This is a genomic window from Grimontia sedimenti, from assembly GCF_011045095.1.
In the GTDB taxonomy this organism is placed as follows: Bacteria; Pseudomonadota; Gammaproteobacteria; order Enterobacterales; family Vibrionaceae; genus Enterovibrio; species Enterovibrio sedimenti.
Map to the genome: position 1 here is coordinate 141,180 of NZ_JAALDL010000008.1, position 18,633 is coordinate 159,812.

The following is an 18,633-nucleotide window of genomic DNA, read 5'->3' on the forward strand; positions in this document are numbered from 1 at the left end:
GACCGCCTATGCTGAGTAAGTTTTTTATTAGCAGACCCAAATTTGCTTTTGTTATCTCGATTGTCATGATGCTGGTGGGGCTTATCTCCATCAAGACCATGCCGGTGTCGGAATACCCAGATATTACGCCACCTATGATCAACGTGATCGCGGTTTACCCTGGCGCGAGTGCCGAGACCATTGAAGAAGTGGTGGCTAAACCTATCGAAGCCGAGATTAATGGCGTCGATAACATGCTCTACATGAGTGGCCGCGCGGCGAACGATGGCACCTATATGCTCCAGGTGACGTTCGAAATTGGTACTGATCTCGATCAGGCGCAGGTCATGGTGCAAAACCGGGTAGCCACGGCTTCCCGCAGCCTGCCGGATATCGTTAACCAGTTTGGTGTGCGTGTGAACAAAGCGGCCCCGGACTTCTTAATGGCTGTAGCGGTTAGCTCACCCAACGGGACGTTTGATGAGACCCTCCTGAACAACTGGACGGAAATCAACCTGATTGATGAACTGACCCGTATCGGAGGCGTATCTGAAGCTGTGCTTCTTGGGCCGACCTACGGTATGCGTATTTGGTTGGATGTCGACAAGATGGCTGCGCTGAACGTGACCACCAATGAAGTTCGCCTTGCCCTTCGTGACCAGAACCTTCAAATGCCAGTTGGCGCGGTTGGCGCAGGCCCGCACCTTGATGACACGCAAAAGCAAATCCCGTTGCTAACCAAAGGCCGTCTCAATGAAATTCACGAGTTCGCCAATATTATGGTGAAAACGGCGCCTGACGGTTCCAACATCTACCTCAACGATCTCGCTGAGATTGAGCTGGGTGATGCGCATTACAACGCGGCGACTTTCTACAACAAGGCCGAATCGGCGTTGATGTACATCACGCTGGCGCCGGGTGCCAATGCGTTGGAAACCGGTGAGCAGGTGAAAGCCTTATTGGAAAGCACTGACTACCCTTACGACGTGCAATACAACCTGCCGTTTGATATGACCACATTTGTTGAAGATTCCATCTCAGACATCGTTGAAACGCTGGTGATTGCAGTGGTTCTGGTGGTGATCGTCACCTTCATCTTTCTTGGTGATTGGCGCGCAACCATCGTACCTATAGCGGCGATTCCTGTTTCTCTGGTGGGTTCATTCTTCTTCATGGATCTGTTGGGCTTCACCATCAATACCATCACACTGTTTGGCCTGATTCTGGCGATTGGTATTGTGGTTGATAACGCAATTCTGGTTATCGAAAATGTTGAACGAATTCTTCGTGAGAACAAGGACCTGACGCCAACTGAAGCCACATTGAAGTCGATGGAAGAAGTGACGGGTCCAATCGTTGCCTCTACGCTGGTCATGCTGGCAGTCTTCCTACCTGTTTCTATGTTGCCAGGGATTACGGGTCAGATGTTTGCGCAGTTTGGCTTGACCATCTGCATCGCACTGGTGATTTCAGGCATTAACGCACTTACCCTGTCTCCTGCGCTTTGTGCCATCTTCATGCGCCGCGTGGAGAAGCAACCCGCTTGGTTCATCGCGTTCAATCGAGGCTTCGAGCGCATTACAGCAGCTTACGGCAAGATGGTGACCTTGGTTGTCCGCAAAGCGGTTGTATTGTTTTCGGTGTTTGGTGGCACCTTAGCAGCAATGGTGATGCTGGGAAGCTCGATTCCTACAGCGTTTGTTGAAAGGGAAGATAAGGGCAACATGCTGGCAGTCGCGACCTTACCGGACGGCGCATCCCGCGCCAGAACGCAAGCCTTTGTCGATGACCTGCAAGAGATCATGCTGGCTGATCCGGCCGTTCAGGAAGTGGGCGGAGCAACAGGCTTTGCGGCACTGTCTATGTCCTTCCAGCCGAATTCAGCGACCTTCTTTGTGAACCTGAAACCATGGGAAGAGCGCAAAGCACTTGATGGTCAGAACGATGTGAACGCTGTAGCAGCGCGCCTGAACATGACGATGGCCTCACTCAAGGAAGGCATGGCGATGGCAATTGCGCCACCGGCAATTCCGGGTGTAGGGCAGGGTGAAAACCTGGAGTTCATGCTGCAAGACAGGGCTGGCGGTACAAAAGCAGATCTGGCAGCTGCAACATTCCAATTGATGATGGCAGCAAACCAAGCGCCAGAGTTGCAGGGTGTGTTCTCGCTATTTCGCGCCAACGTTCCTCATTACTACATTGATATCGACCGCGAAAAAGCGCGTCAGTACGGCATTCCTGTTTCGGTGATCAACGAAACACTGATGACTTACTTGGCGGGCTCACGCGTGAACGATTTCTCGATGTTTGGCCGCACCTACTACACCTTCTTGCAGGCGAAAACGGAGCAAAGGGCAGATGTAGAGGATATCTCACGTATCCATGTTCGCTCTGCGGCAGGAGAGATGATTCCATTGTCAGCACTGGCAACACTGGAGCCAAAGCTGGATGCGGATGTCACCAATACCTACAACATGCTTTCTGCGACCAAGATGTTCGTGGGCGTTGCGCCGGGATACTCATCCGGTCAGGCAATCGCAGCCATGGAGCGTGTGGCAAATGAAGTGCTGCCCGAAGGCTACAGCTATGAGTGGACTTCTATGGCACTTCAGGAAAAAACGGCAGGGAATACCATCGCCATTGCATTGGTGGCGGCATTGGTCTTTATCTACCTGTTTTTGGTGGCGCAGTATGAATCATGGGCATTGCCTGTGGTGATCATCATTGCCGCACCGATGGCTGCGGTGGGAACCATGGTCGGTTTGTACCTGGCAGGTATGCCAATCACCCTTTACGCACAGATTGGTCTGGTACTTTTGATCTCCATGGCGGCAAGAAACTCCATCCTTATCGTTGAATTTGCGAAACTGAAGCGTGAGAGCGAAGGCAAGGACATCGAAACGGCAGCCATTCTTGGCGGAACCATGCGTTTCCGTGCCGTGAACATGACGTCCTGGTCATTCATTCTGGGTGTGTTGCCAATGGCTCTGGCATCAGGTGCCGGTGCTGTGGCTCAGAACAATATGGGTATCGCTTTGCTGGGCGGCATCCTATGTATTCTGGCTTTAGGTACCATCATCACGCCGGGGTTCTACGCCATCTTCCAGCGACTGAGGGAGAAGTTGAAAAAGGCGCCTCAAATAGCAGCTACGGTTTAAAAAATACCAGAAAAATGCCGGGTTAATCCCCGGCATTTTTTATTTCAACTCTCCAACAGCCCCTAGAAGTCTTCCACCAATAGCTAAAAAAAATAATGGTCGAAAAACACGTCATTTCGGCGTTTTTCTCCCGTTGATAGAGTGAACTCAACCTTAAAAAACTCCCCGAATATTTTCGGGAAGTGAACACCATCCAATGAGGTTGAGATGAAGAAACGGTTGCTCTTATCACTATTAGTCGCGGGATGTTCTGCCACTGCAATGGCGCAGAATATTGATCCTTCCGACCTGACCAATGTTTACACCCAAGCTGCTTTTTTAGTGGGAGGGGACTCCACGTTAAAGCCAGTCACTATGGTCAGTGGCGGATATGACAATGGGCACAAATTTGCGTTTTTGGGTGAGGCGACGTTTGGCGCGAAAGGCGAAGACGCAGATAACAAGTTCGGCCTGAATTACCGCGACTCCCGCGCGCAGTATTTTCATGTCCTAGATGCAAACAACCGCTTTATTCCTTCGTTTGGAGTGTCGCTTGATTACATTCATCAAAAAACTGATTCAGTCACCACCAACCTGGCTGCGGTTGGGACTGTGGTGGGTGTTAATCCTTTGTATACACCAGGCTTTATGGTTTTTCCTATTGCTGCCTATGTAGACGGGGACATCAAAATTTCTGACCACAAAGCACAGGTTGATGGAGTCAGCCTTGCTCTGGCAGCGACACACCAAATTGGTGATACAGGGGCGTTTATCCTGCTCTGGCCAGAATACCAAAAGCTCACGGGTTATGGCCTTACCCTGACTAAAGCCAGCGCAAAGTTGTCTTTGAATGCTCCAATCACAACGAGCAGAAAGTTATGGGTCAATACCCGCCTTGACTACGGTCAGTCTGAAATGAAAGCCAATGACCTTGCCGCCATTAAATCTGATGACTCGCAGGTTTATATGGGCCTTCGTTACTTCTTCTAATTAGGTTTGAATACAATGACAAATATTAATAAGAAAATCTTAATCCCTTTTGCGCTATTTCCTGTGATGGCATTTGCTGATGGTATTCAAGAAAACCCTGAGCAAGACATTATCGAGGTAGAAGAAATCCAATTAGCTGAAGTTCCCCCACCAAAAACGTTTGTAACGGGTCGTCTGCAATATAATGTGAGCAATATTCAAACCCGCGATGGTGCGCTCCCATCTCAAGACACAATTGGCTGGTTAGATGCGCGATTGGGTGCTCAGACCTATCAACCGATTGATCATGACCTGACCGCTTTCGGTATTATGGAGTTTGATATCAGCTCCAAAGAAGCCGTGGTGGGAATGGATAACAAGAAAAACGAGCTGATGCCACGCTATGTGTTTGCAGGTATTGATTCAAAAGAATACGGAAAGGTCTCTGTGGGCCGTGTAGGTTCTGGCTTGTTAGAGCTGGTGAACCTGACAGACTTTTTTGCCTTTAACGGCGGTGGTGAAACCATTGCATCGCGCGCATCAATGATTGATACAAGCGCATCTGGTGTAACCCGTCAGGACAACACTATTGAGTACGGGCATAAAATTGGCGGACTGACCTTCTCCACTGGTTACATCATGGATTCTGGCGTGTTCAGTGATACTGGGGTAGATAAGGGGTTCAATGGTGCGCTGAGCTACAACTTTACCCTGTCTGAACTCAGTCATGTGAAGCCAGTCGTCGCGTTCCAGAAAACCTATGCTGCGGATCGCGCGGACAATGATGCCGATAGTTACACCTTCTGGGGTATAGGTGCAGAGTATTATTATGCTGACTTTGGTACGTCCTTTATCTATTCCGAAGACAAGCTTGATGGGACGTTGCAAGATCTGGGTACCAACAAAGGTTTGGAAACCATGGTGCGTTGGACAGGGTTCGATAAGCTGGATCTTCGTGCGGGCTATTTCATGCAGAAAAATGATGTGTATGGCGACAAGATGATCAATGACATTGTGTTTGATGCTCACTATTTCCTATCACCAAAGATGCGTTTGATTGGCGAATACAGCTTCAGAAATGCAGATGAGATCGGTTCTGAATCAGGCAAAAACAAGAAGACTTCTTCTATCTTGCCTTCCGATTGAACTTCTAAACGAAAAAAGCCACCAAGGTGGCTTTTTCTTTCTTTTCCAAATCAGTCAATGCTGATGAACATGGCAGTCAATGACTTTTCGAACTCTGCCTTTTTCTGCTCCTGTTGTTCATCATCGGTGTAGCCGAGGTTTTCCAGCGCTTTCTGGTAAAGCTTATTTGAACGGGCGTGATATTCGTCGATCAATGCCTGGCCCTGTTCTGTTATGGCGACACGCTTTTTCACCCGTGCAGAATCTTCATCAATCTGCTCAATGGTGACCATCTCATCGGTCACTAACTTCTTCACCGAAGCATTGATTCGGGAAGTGTTCAGTCTCATCGCTTTGGCCAGCTCATACTGTGTGCATCCGTCAGTGTTGAAACTGATGTGCTGCAACACGAAAAACTCGTTGAGTGACACCTTGCCTGGGTAAACCGCCAACACAATGTCTTTAAGCTCAAGAATGACGCGATACATCTTGTATGCATTACTGATGTTCATGTTGTTCCTTACTTATCACTATCGCCGAGATGATATCAAAGTTATTAAGTGCTATGTGATTTCGAGATCAAAGATGCAATCAGTGACATAGTCGAGTGCTGACTTTTCAGATGCCTCGGATTCTTTATGACTGAAAATTAGAGCGATTTTCAAAAACTGCCAGATCTTTAGAATTTAAACAAATCGTTAAAGCTCTTATGCAGGTATCCAATGAATAAAAATAAACTGTTCAAACTACTACCAATAGCGGCAATTCTGGCGACGGCGGGTTGTACAAAAGATAACGAAGTAGCAGGGCCTGAAGCCGTGATTTACACCAATGGCGACATCCTGACCATGAACAAAGCGGCACCTAACGCAGAAGCGGTGGTGGTGGTTGGTGAAGATATTGTCGCAGTGGGTAGCCTGTCTGATCTTCAGAAAGAGTGGAACAACCACACCATTTTTGACCTTCAGGGCAAGACGCTGATGCCTGGTTTGGTAGAAACCCATCACCACATCATGATGGAAGCGGCGATGATGGACTTCCTCGATATGAGCTATCAGGCTGAGCCTGATTTCGACAAGATGTTGGAAATCTTCGCGGCGGGCCAGCCTCTTGCGGAAGACAACGCATTTATGCCGGGCTGGGTGATTGGCCTTGGTTGGGATGCAGGTAAACACGGCCGTGTTCCAACGTTGGAAGAACGCGATGCTCTGTTCCCGGACACGCCAGTATTCGTTGCCATGCAAGGTCATGGTGGTTGGTACAACAGCAAAGGCATGGAGCTTAAAGGCATTACCAAGGACAAAGAGCCACCTCGTGACAGTGCCTATGTGAAAGATGAAAACGGTGAATTGACAGGAGAAATCAGCGGTCTGTATGCCGTACTGGAAGCTATTGGCAGCTATCCGGGACCACGCTTAGACACCGCAGTAAAAGCAACCCACAAAGCGGCATCACAAGGCTTTACCACGGTTTCTGATATCGGTGCCGATAACGTTGATAACCTGAAAGTCCTGTCTGAAGCGTCTTTGGATGAAAACTTTAATGTCCGTGTCGCTGTTGGCGTAACCAATGCAGATGGCTATCTGGATATCCTGAGCAACCGCGCGGATTTCGAAACTGACAAGGTTTGGATCAGCCAGACCAAGATGTGGCTGGATGGCGCAGTCCACGGCGGCAACATTTACACGGATCTGGAATACCAGAACGATGCCTACAAGCACAACAAACTGGCGCCTTGGGGCACGCAGGAAATGTTTAACGATGTGGCATGGAACTCTGTGCTGAACGGTGTGAACTACTCATTCCATGCGAATGGCAATCTTAGTCTGGAAATGGGTCTAAACGCGGTGGAATATGCACGTGAGCGTGCTAAAGCTGAAGGCATTGATGACACCAACTTCAAAGGTCAGGCGATTCACCTTTCTATCTCAACGCCAGAGCAATATGCGCGTATGGCTGAGCTGGGTGTAGAACCGACCTTTATTATCGGCCATACCTACTGGGCGGGCGGTCAAATCATGAACCAGTACTTCCTGAAACATGCTCAGGACTACATGTTCCGTGTTAACACAGCGTTTGAAGCGGGTTTGCCAGTCAGCCTCCACAACGATGCACCTGTAACGCCGGCATTGCCTTGGTTGGGCATTGAAACCTCGGTGACCCGAGTGACAGAAGACGGGAATTTACTCAACCCTTCTGAAGCGATCACGGTTCAGCAGGCACTGGAAGCTTATACTATCAACGGCGCTATTCAGTTTGGTGTAGACGACATGACAGGTTCGTTGGAGCCAGGTAAGCGTGCTGATATGATTGTTATCGACCGCAACCCGCTGAAAGTAGAACCAGATACAATTCGTGATACTCAAGTCGAAATCACCATCTTCGAAGGCCGAGTGGTTTACGAAAGAAGTTAAGTAACAAGTGGCACGAAATAAATAATCCACGTGAAAGGCCTGCAAACAAGCGGGCCTTTCGTTTTAAGCAGAGGCAAGAAAAATGACCGCAAGATTGTTGTTTATCATCCTAGTTGGCGTTTTCATCACAGGTTGCTCTGGTCCCAAATACACAGCGTCGCCAATCAGCGAAGCGAATCAAAGCAAAGCGCTGAAGTTACTATCGTGGAGCATCCAGCGACCCGCAGTGTGTTTCTCGATAACATGCTGACGTGGTGTATGGATGAAGGCAAAAAGTGCAAAGTGGCGAAACCCAATACCACGCCTGATTCAAGTGAACTGACCCTGACATATATCTCCCGCTGGAGTTGGGACATCCGAACCTTTGTTGCTGATGCGAAAATCAAAGCCTACAAGAATGATGCCCAAGTGGGAGAAGTAGAATTTAAAGCGCCGAACCACGCTACATTCTCGAAGTATGGTGATGACAACAAACGTATTCAGGCCATGATGGATATATTGTTTGGGTGAATAACCGTTTCTGAAGCGCAACAGAAGTTGAGCGCCGGAGAGTACTGAAGAAAAAGCCCGCAATTGCGGGCTTTTTCTCGCCTGCAGCTTTTTAGCGACCGATTCTTACCGCATTCTTCAAGTAGAAAATCATCGATTGCTATCAACAGCGAGACACTTGGTTACGACATTTCATGCATATAGTGGTGGATGGTTCCGTTGTGAATCTGATTGAAGAGGAGAACCACCACCATGCAGGGAAACCACTATGTCGATAGTCAGTTGTTCAAAAAACTGAGCGCCTTAAAAGATGAGAATGCCAATTCACCTACGCCCGACTATATCTTCTTTGACCGCGTGCTTAGCCAGGTCGAAAACAGTGTTGAAATGGAACATGGGTACAAAGCGAGATTGAAGCGCCGCCTTCAGGTGCTCGCCGATGAATCATTAAACGTTCTCGTGCTCGGCTCGCCTCAAACAGGCAAATCTGCCATGCTTTCAGCGATGTTTGGAGAAAGGGATTGGTCTCGCCCGGCCAACGAGATTCAGCGTACAGAGCTCAACCGAGTGACGCTTTGGGAAGCCAACCTTCCGGACTACAGCCCAGAATCTAAGCCGCTAATACAGGAACTGTCTGCGCTATTGTCTGAAACCGATGACCACAACAAACCACTGATTGATCTGGTCATGGTGGTGCTTGATGCCTCCTCCAGCAATATTGACGATAGTTACCTTGATATCTGCCGCACGATCATCCCTATGATGGGCAGAAACGCTGATGGTCGATTGATGGTGCTTTTCAGCAAGTGCGACAAAGTTGCTCATGCCATTCGTGGAGAGTACGTAAAAGATGTGATGCCGATGGATGCAGAGATCTGGTTAGATTGCACAGCAGCCACGCTTCGGTATCGACTGATTGACAACGCAGGTGTTCAGACCCGTCCTTTGGCCTTCAGTGCCGAAGCGGGAGAGTCCCCAAGTGGCCGTCCTTTCAACTTGCTAAAACTTCTGGCCCGCACGATGGAAATCTTACCCGAAGACAAAGCGCTGACCTTGCTCAATCATGTTCTCAGCCGTGGGGATGACCACTGGCGTGAGCATGATGACAACTTGCTGTATCTGCAGCTCATTGAAAATGCCTGCTTCGATGCCATCCATCTTGGCGCGCACGATGGTGATCGTTTCGGTGGTCAGCTAGGTGCGTTTTTGGGGCGTCATGGCCGTGCGCTTGGAAACATTGTTTCAGACGAAATCCGCAGTCAATTGCATACCCAAATAACCTGAAGATACTTGTATTCAGAGGTCATCAATGCGTTCAATTCGAGGCAAATTTCGCGAGGAATAGTGGTTCTATTTCCGTGGAATTTAACGACGAAGTGGGCGCATTGAGGCCCTCCCTCCGGGCGAGTTGACTGACGCCGTGCTCTTTGTTGTTCCTTTTTGATGGAGGTGACTACACCTGCAAAGGAACGCCGCGATCACAACGCCAGTCAATCTCGCTGAATTCTGCATCTTCAGGTTGTTTGGGTATTATTTCCATATAAATCTCCAAAAGGGCTCATAACTTCGTGAGCCCTTAACTTCCCTAGTTTCATTAGCTTCAAACCGCACATCATTCCCTAAGTAAACAAATTGTTAAATGCTATCAAGAGCGAGACAAATCGCCACTTGTGCATTGCGTATAGTTGCAGATGATAAATTGGTTACGTGAATGGTAATACCCAAGCTGACAGGAAGTCGCTGGCGTGAAAAACGCTTGGGTATAGGAAGTATTTACCGAGGACATACCCATGCAAAACAGCAAGTCATTTTCTCAACAACTGGCCTGGGACATCAGCCACTCTTCATTGGTGGACGAGTTCAAAAAGTCCACCTTGCAACTGCGTCTGCATGAGCTGGAAGATCAGCCATTAAACATTATGGTTGCCGGCCCCAAAGGTGTCGGTAAAACCGCCACCATCAGAGCGGTGTTTGGCGATAACCTGACTGAAGAGTTCAATGCTTCTTCCGGTATTACCCGTTTTCAAAACGGCAATCTGGTTGTGTGGGACTACCCTGGTCACAACGGTGATGAGCAGCACGACAAAATGCTGGATATGCAGATTGGTTCGACCTTGAGCGAAAGCGATGCCGAGGGTAACCCGCTTATCGATATGGTGGTTGTGGTGCTAGACGCTGCGGAGCGCAACCTTAACCAAGGCTATAGACTGATTTGTGATGTGATAGTGCCAGCATTAGGCGATGAATTTGATAACCGTCTGGTGGTTGGACTGAACAAGGTGGATATTGCCAGTCACAGCTACGAGTGGGATTTCCTCAACGATTCGCCGTCACCAGAAGTGGAAATCTGGCCGGAAAGCACGGCGTCTTTGATTCGTCACTGCATGCTGGATGAGTCTGGCCTCGAGATTGCCCCTGTTTGTTATGCGGCTGATTTTGAGCGCTCAAACGGCGAAGGCCGTCGTCCGTTCAACACCATTAAGTTGCTGAACCAAATCGTGGCAAAACTGCCAGCAGAGAAAAAAATCACCTTGGTCGACACGCCACTTAACAAGCAATCGCTGGCATGGTTTGATAGCGATGACCGTATGAATTACGTAGTGGAAGTGGAAAACACCCTGTTTGATTCTATCTACGAAGGCTCGCGTGGCGGCGCACGATTTGGCGGATTGCTTGGTGCGTATATGGGCAAGCAGGGACGTGAAATAGGTTATCTGCTTCGTCGTAACCTGCGTCAGCGTCTGAACCTGGCTTAAGCGCCTAGACAGAAAAGGAAAGGAGCCGAATGGCTCCTTTTTTGTATTTGCTATCTGTGGGGTTAAATCAATCCCACTTAAAGTCCAGCACCCTTTCATCGGCGATGTAGAACAGCAAATCGTTCGGTTTGATTTCTTGATCAAGGGAAGGGTTCAGCTTGACATTGCTATCGCGGCGGAAACCAATCAAGGTCGCATCATGTTCCTTTTTCATACGCAAAAACAGCGCTTCAACCGTGGTGTATTGCGCATCGCCAGGATAGGTGACTGCATATTGCGTCATACCTTTTCGGGTGTTCAGGAGCTCATGATGAAGCTCTGAAGAGCCTGGGTCCACAGCAGATTTCGCCATCATTTCCACCGACACGGAAGGAATACACTCTGCGTTCGGGCAATGGGTTTTCAATAGGTCAGACAGCACTTCTTCCTGGAAGTAAGCGAGAATGTGAACATCCGGATTTTTGCTGGCGCAGAATAGGGCAGCAGCGAAGGTGATGTCGTCTTCCGGGTTATCGATAATGATGCAGTCTGCATCGGAGACGCCAGCGCGACTCATAGCGGTTTCATCAGTAAAGCTGGCGGTGCGGACAAAATCGATTTCCTTTGGTAACGGGTTTTCGATGTCAGCACGCACGCAAAGTACGATAGGGCGCTTGTCCTTTTCTTCATGGAGAAGCATGTCGATGAGGTGAAGGGTTCGGCTTTCGTTCCAACCCAAAATCAAAATGTGTCCGGACACGTCAATGCTCCTTCTTCCTAACAGTCCTTTGCGCCAATACTCAATGGTTACACCTGCCAATCGACCGACACCGATGGCAAAAATACTTAGTCCACAGGGGATTACAAACAGGGCGACAATCCATTTACCTGCCGTTGTGGTAGGGGACATATCGCCGTAACCCACGGTAGACGCGGTCACTAACAGATAATAGATATAATCAACGAAGGGAGAAGTGAGTGCGTGCTCTCCCGCCAAGCGAAGCAGCACCCAGCTTATGACCGCATAGGCCAACACTGCAGTAACAACGTGCTTCCCGCTTAAACGCTGAAATTGAGAGGTGATCCATCGGCGAACCATGTACCACTTGTTCATCAGCCGTTTTCCTTAACCTTCTTAGAGTTCAAACCAGCGTGCCACTATAACAGTCTAATCCATCAGCAAATTTCTCAATGTTGCCGACTGTGAAAAAGTTCTCATCTTGATGAAGTTCTCACTTTCGATTGAGGCGCAAAAAGGGTGAAGGATGTAGATTGAAGTGAGTCATTCTAAATGAGAAGGATTGCGCCATGAGTGACAACAAATATCTGGATGAATTTTCCGATGATGGCTTTTGGACCAAAGCCCGTAACTTTGCACAAAAGGCAGGTTATGACGTGTTGGAAAATGCCCTCAAGCTTTACTACTCCGCGACAGATGACGACACACCCAAATGGGCGAAAACCACTATATTCGCTGCGCTCGGCTACTTTATTGCGCCTATTGATGCCATTCCCGACCTCACGCCTGCCGTCGGCTTCTCTGATGACCTCGGTGTATTGGCGGCAGCCGCAGCTGCGGTCGTGATGCATGTGAAAGCAGAACACGGCGAAAAAGCGGGCGAGAAGCTGGATCAGTGGTTTAAGAAGCTCAATTAATTTATCCAGAGAGGGGAAGGGGCATGAAAGGAAGCAGAGTCAACCTCAAGGATGCGTTTGAGAAAGTCACGTTTCTGGAAGATCGTACGCCGGAACACTCGCTGAACGGGGAAGGGGAAGATGCCTTTGCGACGCTGGCAGATTATCGGGATGGTGGCGTTTTCATTGCCCACTACGAAGGAAAGAGTGAATGGGAACGTCATCCGGGCGACGAACTGGTGCATGTGCTGGAAGGGCAAACCACCATTTTCTTGCTTAATGGCGAAGAAGAAACCCCCATTTCCTTGTCTGCCGGGGAGTTGGTCGTGGTGCCGGAAAATGTCTGGCACCGCTTTGATACGCCAAGCGGCGTGAAGGTGATGACAGTGACACCGCAGCCGACTGAACACAGTATTGAAAGACCTGACAACTAGCGGAAATCAGCTCGGAATTTCTGGCTCTCGTGCTAGAATCGCTGCCCTGCAATTTCCGGACAAAGTCGACTAGGCGTCATCATGACAAAACCGCACAAAACCACTTCACAACCTAAAAAAGGTCTGCACCCAAGAAATCCACATCGTGCGCGATACGATTTCCCGGCGCTGATGAAAGGTACCCCAGAGCTCAAAGCCTTTGTGAAGAAGAACCCGTTCGGTGATTTATCTGTCGACTTTTCCAACCCGCAAGCCGTGAAAACCCTCAATAAGGCTCTGTTGCAACACTTCTACCAAATCAGTTTCTGGGATATTCCGGAAGGCTATCTTTGCCCGCCAATTCCAGGCCGCGCAGATTACCTGCATTACCTGGCAGATCTGCTGGCTGAATCCAACAGCGGAGAAATTCCCAAAGGCAAAGCCGTGAAGGGGCTGGATATTGGCATGGGCGCAAACTGCGTGTACCCCATGGTCGGCCACCGCGTTTATGGCTGGCAGTTCGTGGGTGCAGATATTGACCCAGTATCCGTAAAAAGCGCGAAGCTGATGGTGGAGATGAACCCAAGCCTCAAAGGGGGCATTCAATGCCGCCTTCAAAAGAACCCAGACCACATTTTCGCAGGCATGATTAACGCCAAAGAGCGTTTTGATTTCACCATGTGCAACCCGCCCTTCCATGCTTCGATGGCAGAGGCAACAAAAGGCTCTGAGCGCAAAGTGAAGAACCTTGCCGCCAATGCCCGCAAGAAAGGCTCAGAACCCTTCAAAGCGCAGCCAATGAAAGGTAGAGGCAAACCTGTATTGAACTTTGGTGGTCAGAACGCAGAGCTTTGGTGTCCGGGTGGTGAAGCTGCTTTTATCAAGCGAATGATAGAGCAAAGTGCCGACTTCAAGACTCAATGCCTGTGGTTTACCACCATGGTTTCCAAGAAAGAAAATCTGCCAGGTATCTACAAGCAGCTGAAGACGCTAAAAGTCGAAGATGTCCGCACTATCGAAATGGCGCAAGGCCAGAAAGTAACGCGTATTGTGGCATGGACTTTCCTTAGTGAATCTGCGCGCCAAAACTGGTCGAAAAACGGCGAAAAATAGCGCGCTTTTCAGGCGGTTTTTGGTTGGAAAATCGCCGCCTTATGCAAGGTCGTCATAAGCGATAAAAAGTGTTGTTCTTTTTGTGGTTTTAGCAGTAAATTCTGCCTGAATTGACCTTTGAGAATATGCTGTGAAAACGCCGACCACGCGACTTCCCCTCTATGTTGCCCTGATGATGGTGCTGCTATTAAGCGGCGCTGTGGGGGTTATTGGGGTCGACTTGGCGCAGGGACATCACGCAGCTTTGCAGGATAGGGAAAGCGTGCCGCTGGCAAAGGAAGAGTATTCGCTGCTTCGCACGGTGGCATCACGCATTCTTCCCGATGACGTCGAGTTTATCGATGACGACCCTTCGTCACTGCCAGCCTTTCCAGCTTCAGGCATTTCTCTGCTTCTCTTTGGCCTTTTGTCGTCAGGCTACTTCTGCACTCGCCAGAGCCGACAGAACATCATAGGCTTCTTCGCACCTTGCCATCTCCAGTTTCGCTTTATCCACTCTAGGGAAGCCTTCTCCAGCATCACGTAACCCTATTTATTTTGATTCTTGGAGAGAATATGTTTGAAGCAATTCAGGAAGTGCTGGTGGCCTTGTGGAACCAGGATTTCGATGCGCTGCTGGCTCCCGGCAGCGCGACCCTAATCTACATCATCGTGGCTGTGTTGATTTGCCTTGAAAGCGGCTTTTTACCGGCGGCTCCCTTACCTTGCGACAGCGTGGTTGTACTGGTCGGTACTTTGGCGGCAGTCGGTGTGTTAACGCCAGCTATCGCATTCCCGCTGCTGATTGTGGCTGCTTCAATGGGAAGCTGGATGGCCTTTATGCAAGGTCGCTGGCTGAACAAGTTGCCAATGGTGCAATCCTGGCTGAAAAAAGTCCCTGAAAAGAACATGAAAACCGTCGATGCTTTACTGCGTCAGCATGGTTTAGTGGCGCTTTTTGCTGCGCGCTTTATTCCGGGTGTCCGCTCGATTGTGCCGATGATGATGGGCATACGCGTGAAAGAAGCACCACGTTTCCACTACTTTGCATGGCTGAGTGCCACCCTTTGGGTCTTCCTGCTGGCGGGCATCGGGTTCCTGCTGCCTTCACTGCCAGACGCACTTGGACGTGCGGTAACCATGGGGCTGATGGCAGCTCCTGTTATCACGCTTTGTGCGGCGATTCTGACTGCGATTACCTGGCGAGTCCGCAAATTGCTGAGAGGCAATAAGCCCCCTTCAGCACAAGCTTAACCCTGACCTATTTCATCGCCACGTCGCTTGCAAAACCGACGTGGCTTTTCTGAACTTTACGAAGGCGTTTTAACCCATGAATATACTGCGCCCACGACTGGATATTCCGTTGCTGATCGCGATTGTCTCGCTGATCACCCTTGGCTCAATGAGCGTATGGAGCGCGAGTGGCTACAGTGTTCCGACCCTTGAGAGACACGTCGCCCGCGCCATGATTGCGCTTCTGGCCTTACTGTTTTTCTCACTGATCCCTGCCAAAACCTACCGGGCACTCACGCCGCACCTTTTTGGTTTGGCTATTGTGCTTCTGCTTGGCGTGATTGTGGCGGGAGACACGGTGAACGGTGCCAAACGCTGGCTCGCGCTTGGCCCTATCCGCTTCCAGCCTTCAGAAATTGTGAAAGTGGCGGTACCTATGATTATCGCCTGGTTGATAGTGCGGGACCCCGGCAGGCCGGGTCTGCAAAAGATTGGACTTTGCGCGTTAGTCACAGCATTACCCGCAGGGCTGATTGTGATTCAGCCAGACTTGGACGGCGCGATCTTTACCGTGATGTACGCACTGTTCGTGCTTTACCTAGCAGGTATGAGCTGGAAGATCATTGGCTCAGTGTTGGCAGCAGTTGCGGCGACAGTACCGGTGATGTGGTTCTTCTTTATGGCGGACTACCAGAAACTTCGCGTCACCCAGTTTTTGAACCCAGAATCTGACCCACTCGGCGCGGGCTATCAGATCATTCAATCATTGATTGCCATTGGCTCTGGCGGAGTGCGCGGAAAAGGCTTTATGCACGCGACACAAGGGCAGTTGGGATTTATCCCCGAAAGCCACACTGATTTTATTTTCTCAACCTTTGCAGAAGAGTGGGGCTTTCTGGGAAGTGCGGTCATGATTGCGCTGTATCTGTTTATCTCAGGCCGCGCTTTATGGCTGGCAGTCAACACCGCCTCACCGTTTTCCCGCCTTGTCAGCGGCGCTCTGGCAATGAGCTTCTTCCTCTATGCCTTTATCAACTTGGGTATGGTAAGCGGTTTGCTACCCGTAATGGGAAGCCCGCTGCCATTTATCAGCTACGGCGGCACGGCGATGATCACCCAAGGCGCATGCTTCGGCATCATCATGGCACTCTGTTGTGGCAAGCAGCCAGTAGAAGCGACGTGGAGTGCGAGAACGTTCAGTAAGGCTTAACTTGCTCTTGGTTCCTTCCCCTTTTTAAGGGGAAGGTCAGGGTAGGGTTTGGTTCTTGGGAGATTTGTCTCCTATGGTTTTTGCAACTAGGAATACAAAATTCTTGGTTATATAAACCATCTTTGATCTTGTACAGTTAAGTGCGTTCTTCATTCGTCTCGCAATACCAACCCTTTTTTATTAAAACTAATTTTCCCTCTTAGCTTATTCGTTTATTAAAATGGGGGGCTGGTTGAATAATGATTAACCAGTTGGTTTTTAATATGATGAAAATCAAGTCTACTCTTATGTACTACGTGATAGATTCTGCCATGTGAATTTCGTGATAAACACCTTGGTTATATTAATAAAGGTGAAGTTTTGAGAATGTTTTTGGATAAATCGAAGAAATGAATGTCAAAAGTTTAATAGTTTCAATTGTTTTATCTTTTTCCCTACTCGGCTGTCAGTCAAAAAAATTGAACACAGCAGTAATTGATGCATCGGAGTATTCAGTAGATGGAACATTATTAACCAAATATTCAAACTTGGTTGTTACAGATGAGTTGGAAGGGCGATTTTATTATACAGGTTCTGACTTTGATGATTGGCTCCTCGGTGAAGCTTATCGCAAAATTAACTTTACTTATCATCCGGACTCAGGAGAAAACACTATTCTCACTGATGTTCGCACGATGCAACTGAACTGGATTCATGCAGACTCAGTAACTATTTTTGTAGGAAAAGAAAAGATAGTCGCGAATTGGAAAGAAGGTAGATATACCAATACTTCGATCGTCGATGGTGGAAGTCTAGGAAATACAGTTTATACACATGAGCACTTTAAAATACCATTGAGTATGCGAGATGCGAAGAAAATAGCTACAGCTTCGCCCGGTACAGTCACGATACGTTTTTATGGGGAGCAAGGTTATGTTGATGAAAAAATTCATCCAATGACTTCTTGGGAGAATCTTTTGGGAGTTATTAACTTGGCAGAGAATACAAAGTTAAAATAATAATTCGTTGTTGGGGATCTAGTTGGCACTCTTGGCAGGACATACCTGTTAGGACATACCTGTTGGACATGGCAGGACAGGCACTTTTAGAAAAAGTTCGAATTATCAGTTTCATGCATGCTTGCACGTCGCCTCATACCTGTTCATTTATCCAGAAAGAATGGGCCGACTAAGTTAGTGTAAGTGAATTCAATGACGACTATAAGTATTCGAATTCACTATGACAACCGCTCGCGCCTCACTCATTAATGTTGATGCCACACCTTACTATCACTGTGTATCTCGCTGTGTTCGCCGCTCATTTCTTTGCGGCTTTGATAACGCAAAGGGTAAGTGCTTTGAGCACCGTCGAGGATGGATAGAGAAACGTCTACTCTCATTATCAAAGGCGTTCTGTATCGATGTGTGCGCCTACGCCATTATGAGCAATCATTACCACGTCGTTCTCCATATCAACATAGAGAGTGCCAAGGTGTTATCACCATTAGAGTTGGCTGAGCGGTGGTTGTCGTTTCATCAAGGCCCTGTGCTGATACAACGCTTTATGCGTGGCGAAGAAATGTCTGAGGCAGAAAATGAACGGTGTCTGGAACTCATTGAAACGTGGCGAGAACGCTTGACCTCTATCAGTTGGTTTATGCGCCTGCTAAATCAATACATTGCTGCAGAAGCAAACCGTGAAGACCAGTGCACCGGTCACTTCTGGGAAGGGCGTTTTAAGAGCCAGGCATTGTTGGATGAAAAGGCGCTAGCTGCCGCGATGGCCTATGTTGACCTCAACCCGATACGAGCAGATATCGCCGATTCGCCTGAGTCCTCTGAGTACACGTCGGTCAAAGCTCGAATCGAAGCACTGAGAAATAACCAGGTTAATGCTGAAGGCTTACATGTTTTCGCGGGATATCTGCGTAAAGACCAACCAGAAGGCATTCCTTTTCGGTTATTGGACTATCTGGAGTTGGTTGACTGGACGGGTAGGCAAGTTCGTGATGATAAGCGTGGGCAGATAGATGCTAAATTACCGCTGTTACTGGAGCGCCTTGGTATTGAACCGTCCCTTTGGCTAAGAACAACCTCAAACATTGAAGCTGGCAATATGGTGGGGACGGAAAACGCCATTAAAGCAGCATTACCGATTCTTCGGCGCCAAAGAGTGTCAGGAGTGCGCTTACCTGACAGCTAATCCTCCTCTCTCAATTCTGTC

Annotated in this window: 16 protein-coding genes and 1 pseudogene; 15 read left to right on the plus strand and 2 right to left on the minus strand. The window is 48.8% G+C overall.

What is annotated here, in order from left to right; genetic code table 11:
* Window positions 1-8: 8 nt before the first annotated feature.
* From G5S52_RS12305 to G5S52_RS12315, 3 genes are all read left to right on the plus strand, one after another.
* A complete protein-coding gene (locus G5S52_RS12305) occupies window positions 9-3,137 on the plus strand; it encodes an efflux RND transporter permease subunit (protein WP_165013910.1) in 3,129 nt (1,042 codons plus the stop codon).
* A 207-nt stretch (window positions 3,138-3,344) separates the two neighbouring features.
* Window positions 3,345-4,106, plus strand: a complete 762-nt coding sequence (locus G5S52_RS12310; RefSeq protein ID WP_165013912.1) for a hypothetical protein — start codon at window positions 3,345-3,347, stop codon at window positions 4,104-4,106.
* 15 nt (window positions 4,107-4,121) lie between these two features.
* Window positions 4,122-5,231, plus strand: coding sequence for a porin (locus tag G5S52_RS12315; protein ID WP_165013914.1), 1,110 nt, complete (start codon window positions 4,122-4,124; stop codon window positions 5,229-5,231).
* Window positions 5,232-5,281: 50 nt separating this feature from the next.
* Here G5S52_RS12315 and G5S52_RS12320 read toward each other — a convergent pair whose 3' ends face one another.
* Entirely contained in the window at window positions 5,282-5,722 is a 441-nt protein-coding gene (locus G5S52_RS12320) for a MarR family winged helix-turn-helix transcriptional regulator (protein WP_165013916.1), read from the minus strand.
* Window positions 5,723-5,932: 210 nt separating this feature from the next.
* On the opposite strand from G5S52_RS12320, the gene G5S52_RS12325 reads away from it, so the two are divergent.
* The 4 genes and pseudogenes from G5S52_RS12325 to G5S52_RS12340 all read left to right on the plus strand — a co-directional run bounded on the left by G5S52_RS12325 (window position 5,933) and on the right by G5S52_RS12340 (window position 10,869).
* Window positions 5,933-7,624 carry an amidohydrolase gene (locus G5S52_RS12325; RefSeq protein WP_165013920.1) on the plus strand — a complete coding sequence of 564 codons (1,692 nt, stop codon included), beginning with the start codon at window positions 5,933-5,935 and terminating at the stop codon, window positions 7,622-7,624.
* 82 nt (window positions 7,625-7,706) lie between these two features.
* Window positions 7,707-8,134: pseudogene (locus G5S52_RS12330) on the plus strand (Sbal_3080 family lipoprotein).
* Window positions 8,135-8,365: 231 nt separating this feature from the next.
* On the plus strand, window positions 8,366-9,397 hold the full coding sequence (locus G5S52_RS12335) for a GTPase family protein (RefSeq protein WP_165013923.1): 1,032 nt from the start codon (window positions 8,366-8,368) through the stop codon (window positions 9,395-9,397).
* A gap of 506 nt (window positions 9,398-9,903) precedes the next feature.
* Window positions 9,904-10,869 carry a GTPase family protein gene (locus G5S52_RS12340; RefSeq protein WP_165013925.1) on the plus strand — a complete coding sequence of 322 codons (966 nt, stop codon included), beginning with the start codon at window positions 9,904-9,906 and terminating at the stop codon, window positions 10,867-10,869.
* Window positions 10,870-10,936: 67 nt separating this feature from the next.
* Here the strand turns inward: G5S52_RS12340 and G5S52_RS12345 are convergent, their stop codons facing one another.
* Window positions 10,937-11,962 carry an ion channel gene (locus G5S52_RS12345; RefSeq protein WP_165013927.1) on the minus strand — a complete coding sequence of 342 codons (1,026 nt, stop codon included), beginning with the start codon at window positions 11,960-11,962 and terminating at the stop codon, window positions 10,937-10,939.
* Window positions 11,963-12,156: 194 nt separating this feature from the next.
* On the opposite strand from G5S52_RS12345, the gene G5S52_RS12350 reads away from it, so the two are divergent.
* The 8 genes from G5S52_RS12350 to G5S52_RS12385 all read left to right on the plus strand — a co-directional run bounded on the left by G5S52_RS12350 (window position 12,157) and on the right by G5S52_RS12385 (window position 18,612).
* The gene (locus tag G5S52_RS12350; RefSeq protein ID WP_165013929.1) at window positions 12,157-12,504 is read left to right on the plus strand and encodes a YkvA family protein; all 348 of its coding nucleotides are present in this window, start codon (window positions 12,157-12,159) and stop codon (window positions 12,502-12,504) included.
* Window positions 12,505-12,527: 23 nt separating this feature from the next.
* Window positions 12,528-12,917 (plus strand): cupin domain-containing protein, encoded by a 390-nt coding sequence (locus G5S52_RS12355; protein ID WP_165013931.1) that lies wholly within the window; start codon window positions 12,528-12,530, stop codon window positions 12,915-12,917.
* An 81-nt stretch (window positions 12,918-12,998) separates the two neighbouring features.
* Entirely contained in the window at window positions 12,999-14,009 is a 1,011-nt protein-coding gene (rlmF, locus tag G5S52_RS12360; protein ID WP_165013933.1) for a 23S rRNA (adenine(1618)-N(6))-methyltransferase RlmF, read from the plus strand.
* A 130-nt stretch (window positions 14,010-14,139) separates the two neighbouring features.
* Window positions 14,140-14,535: a hypothetical protein gene (locus G5S52_RS12365; RefSeq protein WP_165013935.1), complete on the plus strand. Its 396-nt coding sequence runs from the start codon at window positions 14,140-14,142 to the stop codon at window positions 14,533-14,535.
* 29 nt (window positions 14,536-14,564) lie between these two features.
* The gene (locus G5S52_RS12370; RefSeq protein WP_002539946.1) at window positions 14,565-15,242 is read left to right on the plus strand and encodes a DedA family protein; all 678 of its coding nucleotides are present in this window, start codon (window positions 14,565-14,567) and stop codon (window positions 15,240-15,242) included.
* 76 nt (window positions 15,243-15,318) lie between these two features.
* Window positions 15,319-16,431 carry a rod shape-determining protein RodA gene (gene rodA, locus G5S52_RS12375; protein ID WP_165013937.1) on the plus strand — a complete coding sequence of 371 codons (1,113 nt, stop codon included), beginning with the start codon at window positions 15,319-15,321 and terminating at the stop codon, window positions 16,429-16,431.
* Between the two features lie 389 nt (window positions 16,432-16,820).
* Window positions 16,821-17,429 (plus strand): hypothetical protein, encoded by a 609-nt coding sequence (locus G5S52_RS12380; protein ID WP_165013939.1) that lies wholly within the window; start codon window positions 16,821-16,823, stop codon window positions 17,427-17,429.
* Between the two features lie 220 nt (window positions 17,430-17,649).
* Window positions 17,650-18,612 carry a transposase gene (locus G5S52_RS12385; RefSeq protein WP_165013941.1) on the plus strand — a complete coding sequence of 321 codons (963 nt, stop codon included), beginning with the start codon at window positions 17,650-17,652 and terminating at the stop codon, window positions 18,610-18,612.
* Window positions 18,613-18,633 lie beyond the last annotated feature (21 nt).

Excerpts from the sequence above, each read along its gene's own strand:
- G5S52_RS12305 (WP_165013910.1), top strand. The coding sequence starts at position 9 with ATGCTGAGTAAGTTTTTTATTAGCAGACCCAAATTTGCTTTTGTTATC.
- G5S52_RS12310 (WP_165013912.1), top strand. The coding sequence starts at position 3,345 with ATGAAGAAACGGTTGCTCTTATCACTATTAGTCGCGGGATGTTCTGCC.
- G5S52_RS12315 (WP_165013914.1), top strand. The coding sequence starts at position 4,122 with ATGACAAATATTAATAAGAAAATCTTAATCCCTTTTGCGCTATTTCCT.
- G5S52_RS12320 (WP_165013916.1), bottom strand. The coding sequence starts at position 5,722 with ATGAACATCAGTAATGCATACAAGATGTATCGCGTCATTCTTGAGCTT.
- G5S52_RS12325 (WP_165013920.1), top strand. The coding sequence starts at position 5,933 with ATGAATAAAAATAAACTGTTCAAACTACTACCAATAGCGGCAATTCTG.
- G5S52_RS12335 (WP_165013923.1), top strand. The coding sequence starts at position 8,366 with ATGCAGGGAAACCACTATGTCGATAGTCAGTTGTTCAAAAAACTGAGC.
- G5S52_RS12340 (WP_165013925.1), top strand. The coding sequence starts at position 9,904 with ATGCAAAACAGCAAGTCATTTTCTCAACAACTGGCCTGGGACATCAGC.
- G5S52_RS12345 (WP_165013927.1), bottom strand. The coding sequence starts at position 11,962 with ATGAACAAGTGGTACATGGTTCGCCGATGGATCACCTCTCAATTTCAG.
- G5S52_RS12350 (WP_165013929.1), top strand. The coding sequence starts at position 12,157 with ATGAGTGACAACAAATATCTGGATGAATTTTCCGATGATGGCTTTTGG.
- G5S52_RS12355 (WP_165013931.1), top strand. The coding sequence starts at position 12,528 with ATGAAAGGAAGCAGAGTCAACCTCAAGGATGCGTTTGAGAAAGTCACG.
- rlmF (WP_165013933.1), top strand. The coding sequence starts at position 12,999 with ATGACAAAACCGCACAAAACCACTTCACAACCTAAAAAAGGTCTGCAC.
- G5S52_RS12370 (WP_002539946.1), top strand. The coding sequence starts at position 14,565 with ATGTTTGAAGCAATTCAGGAAGTGCTGGTGGCCTTGTGGAACCAGGAT.
- rodA (WP_165013937.1), top strand. The coding sequence starts at position 15,319 with ATGAATATACTGCGCCCACGACTGGATATTCCGTTGCTGATCGCGATT.
- G5S52_RS12380 (WP_165013939.1), top strand. The coding sequence starts at position 16,821 with ATGAATGTCAAAAGTTTAATAGTTTCAATTGTTTTATCTTTTTCCCTA.
- G5S52_RS12385 (WP_165013941.1), top strand. The coding sequence starts at position 17,650 with ATGACAACCGCTCGCGCCTCACTCATTAATGTTGATGCCACACCTTAC.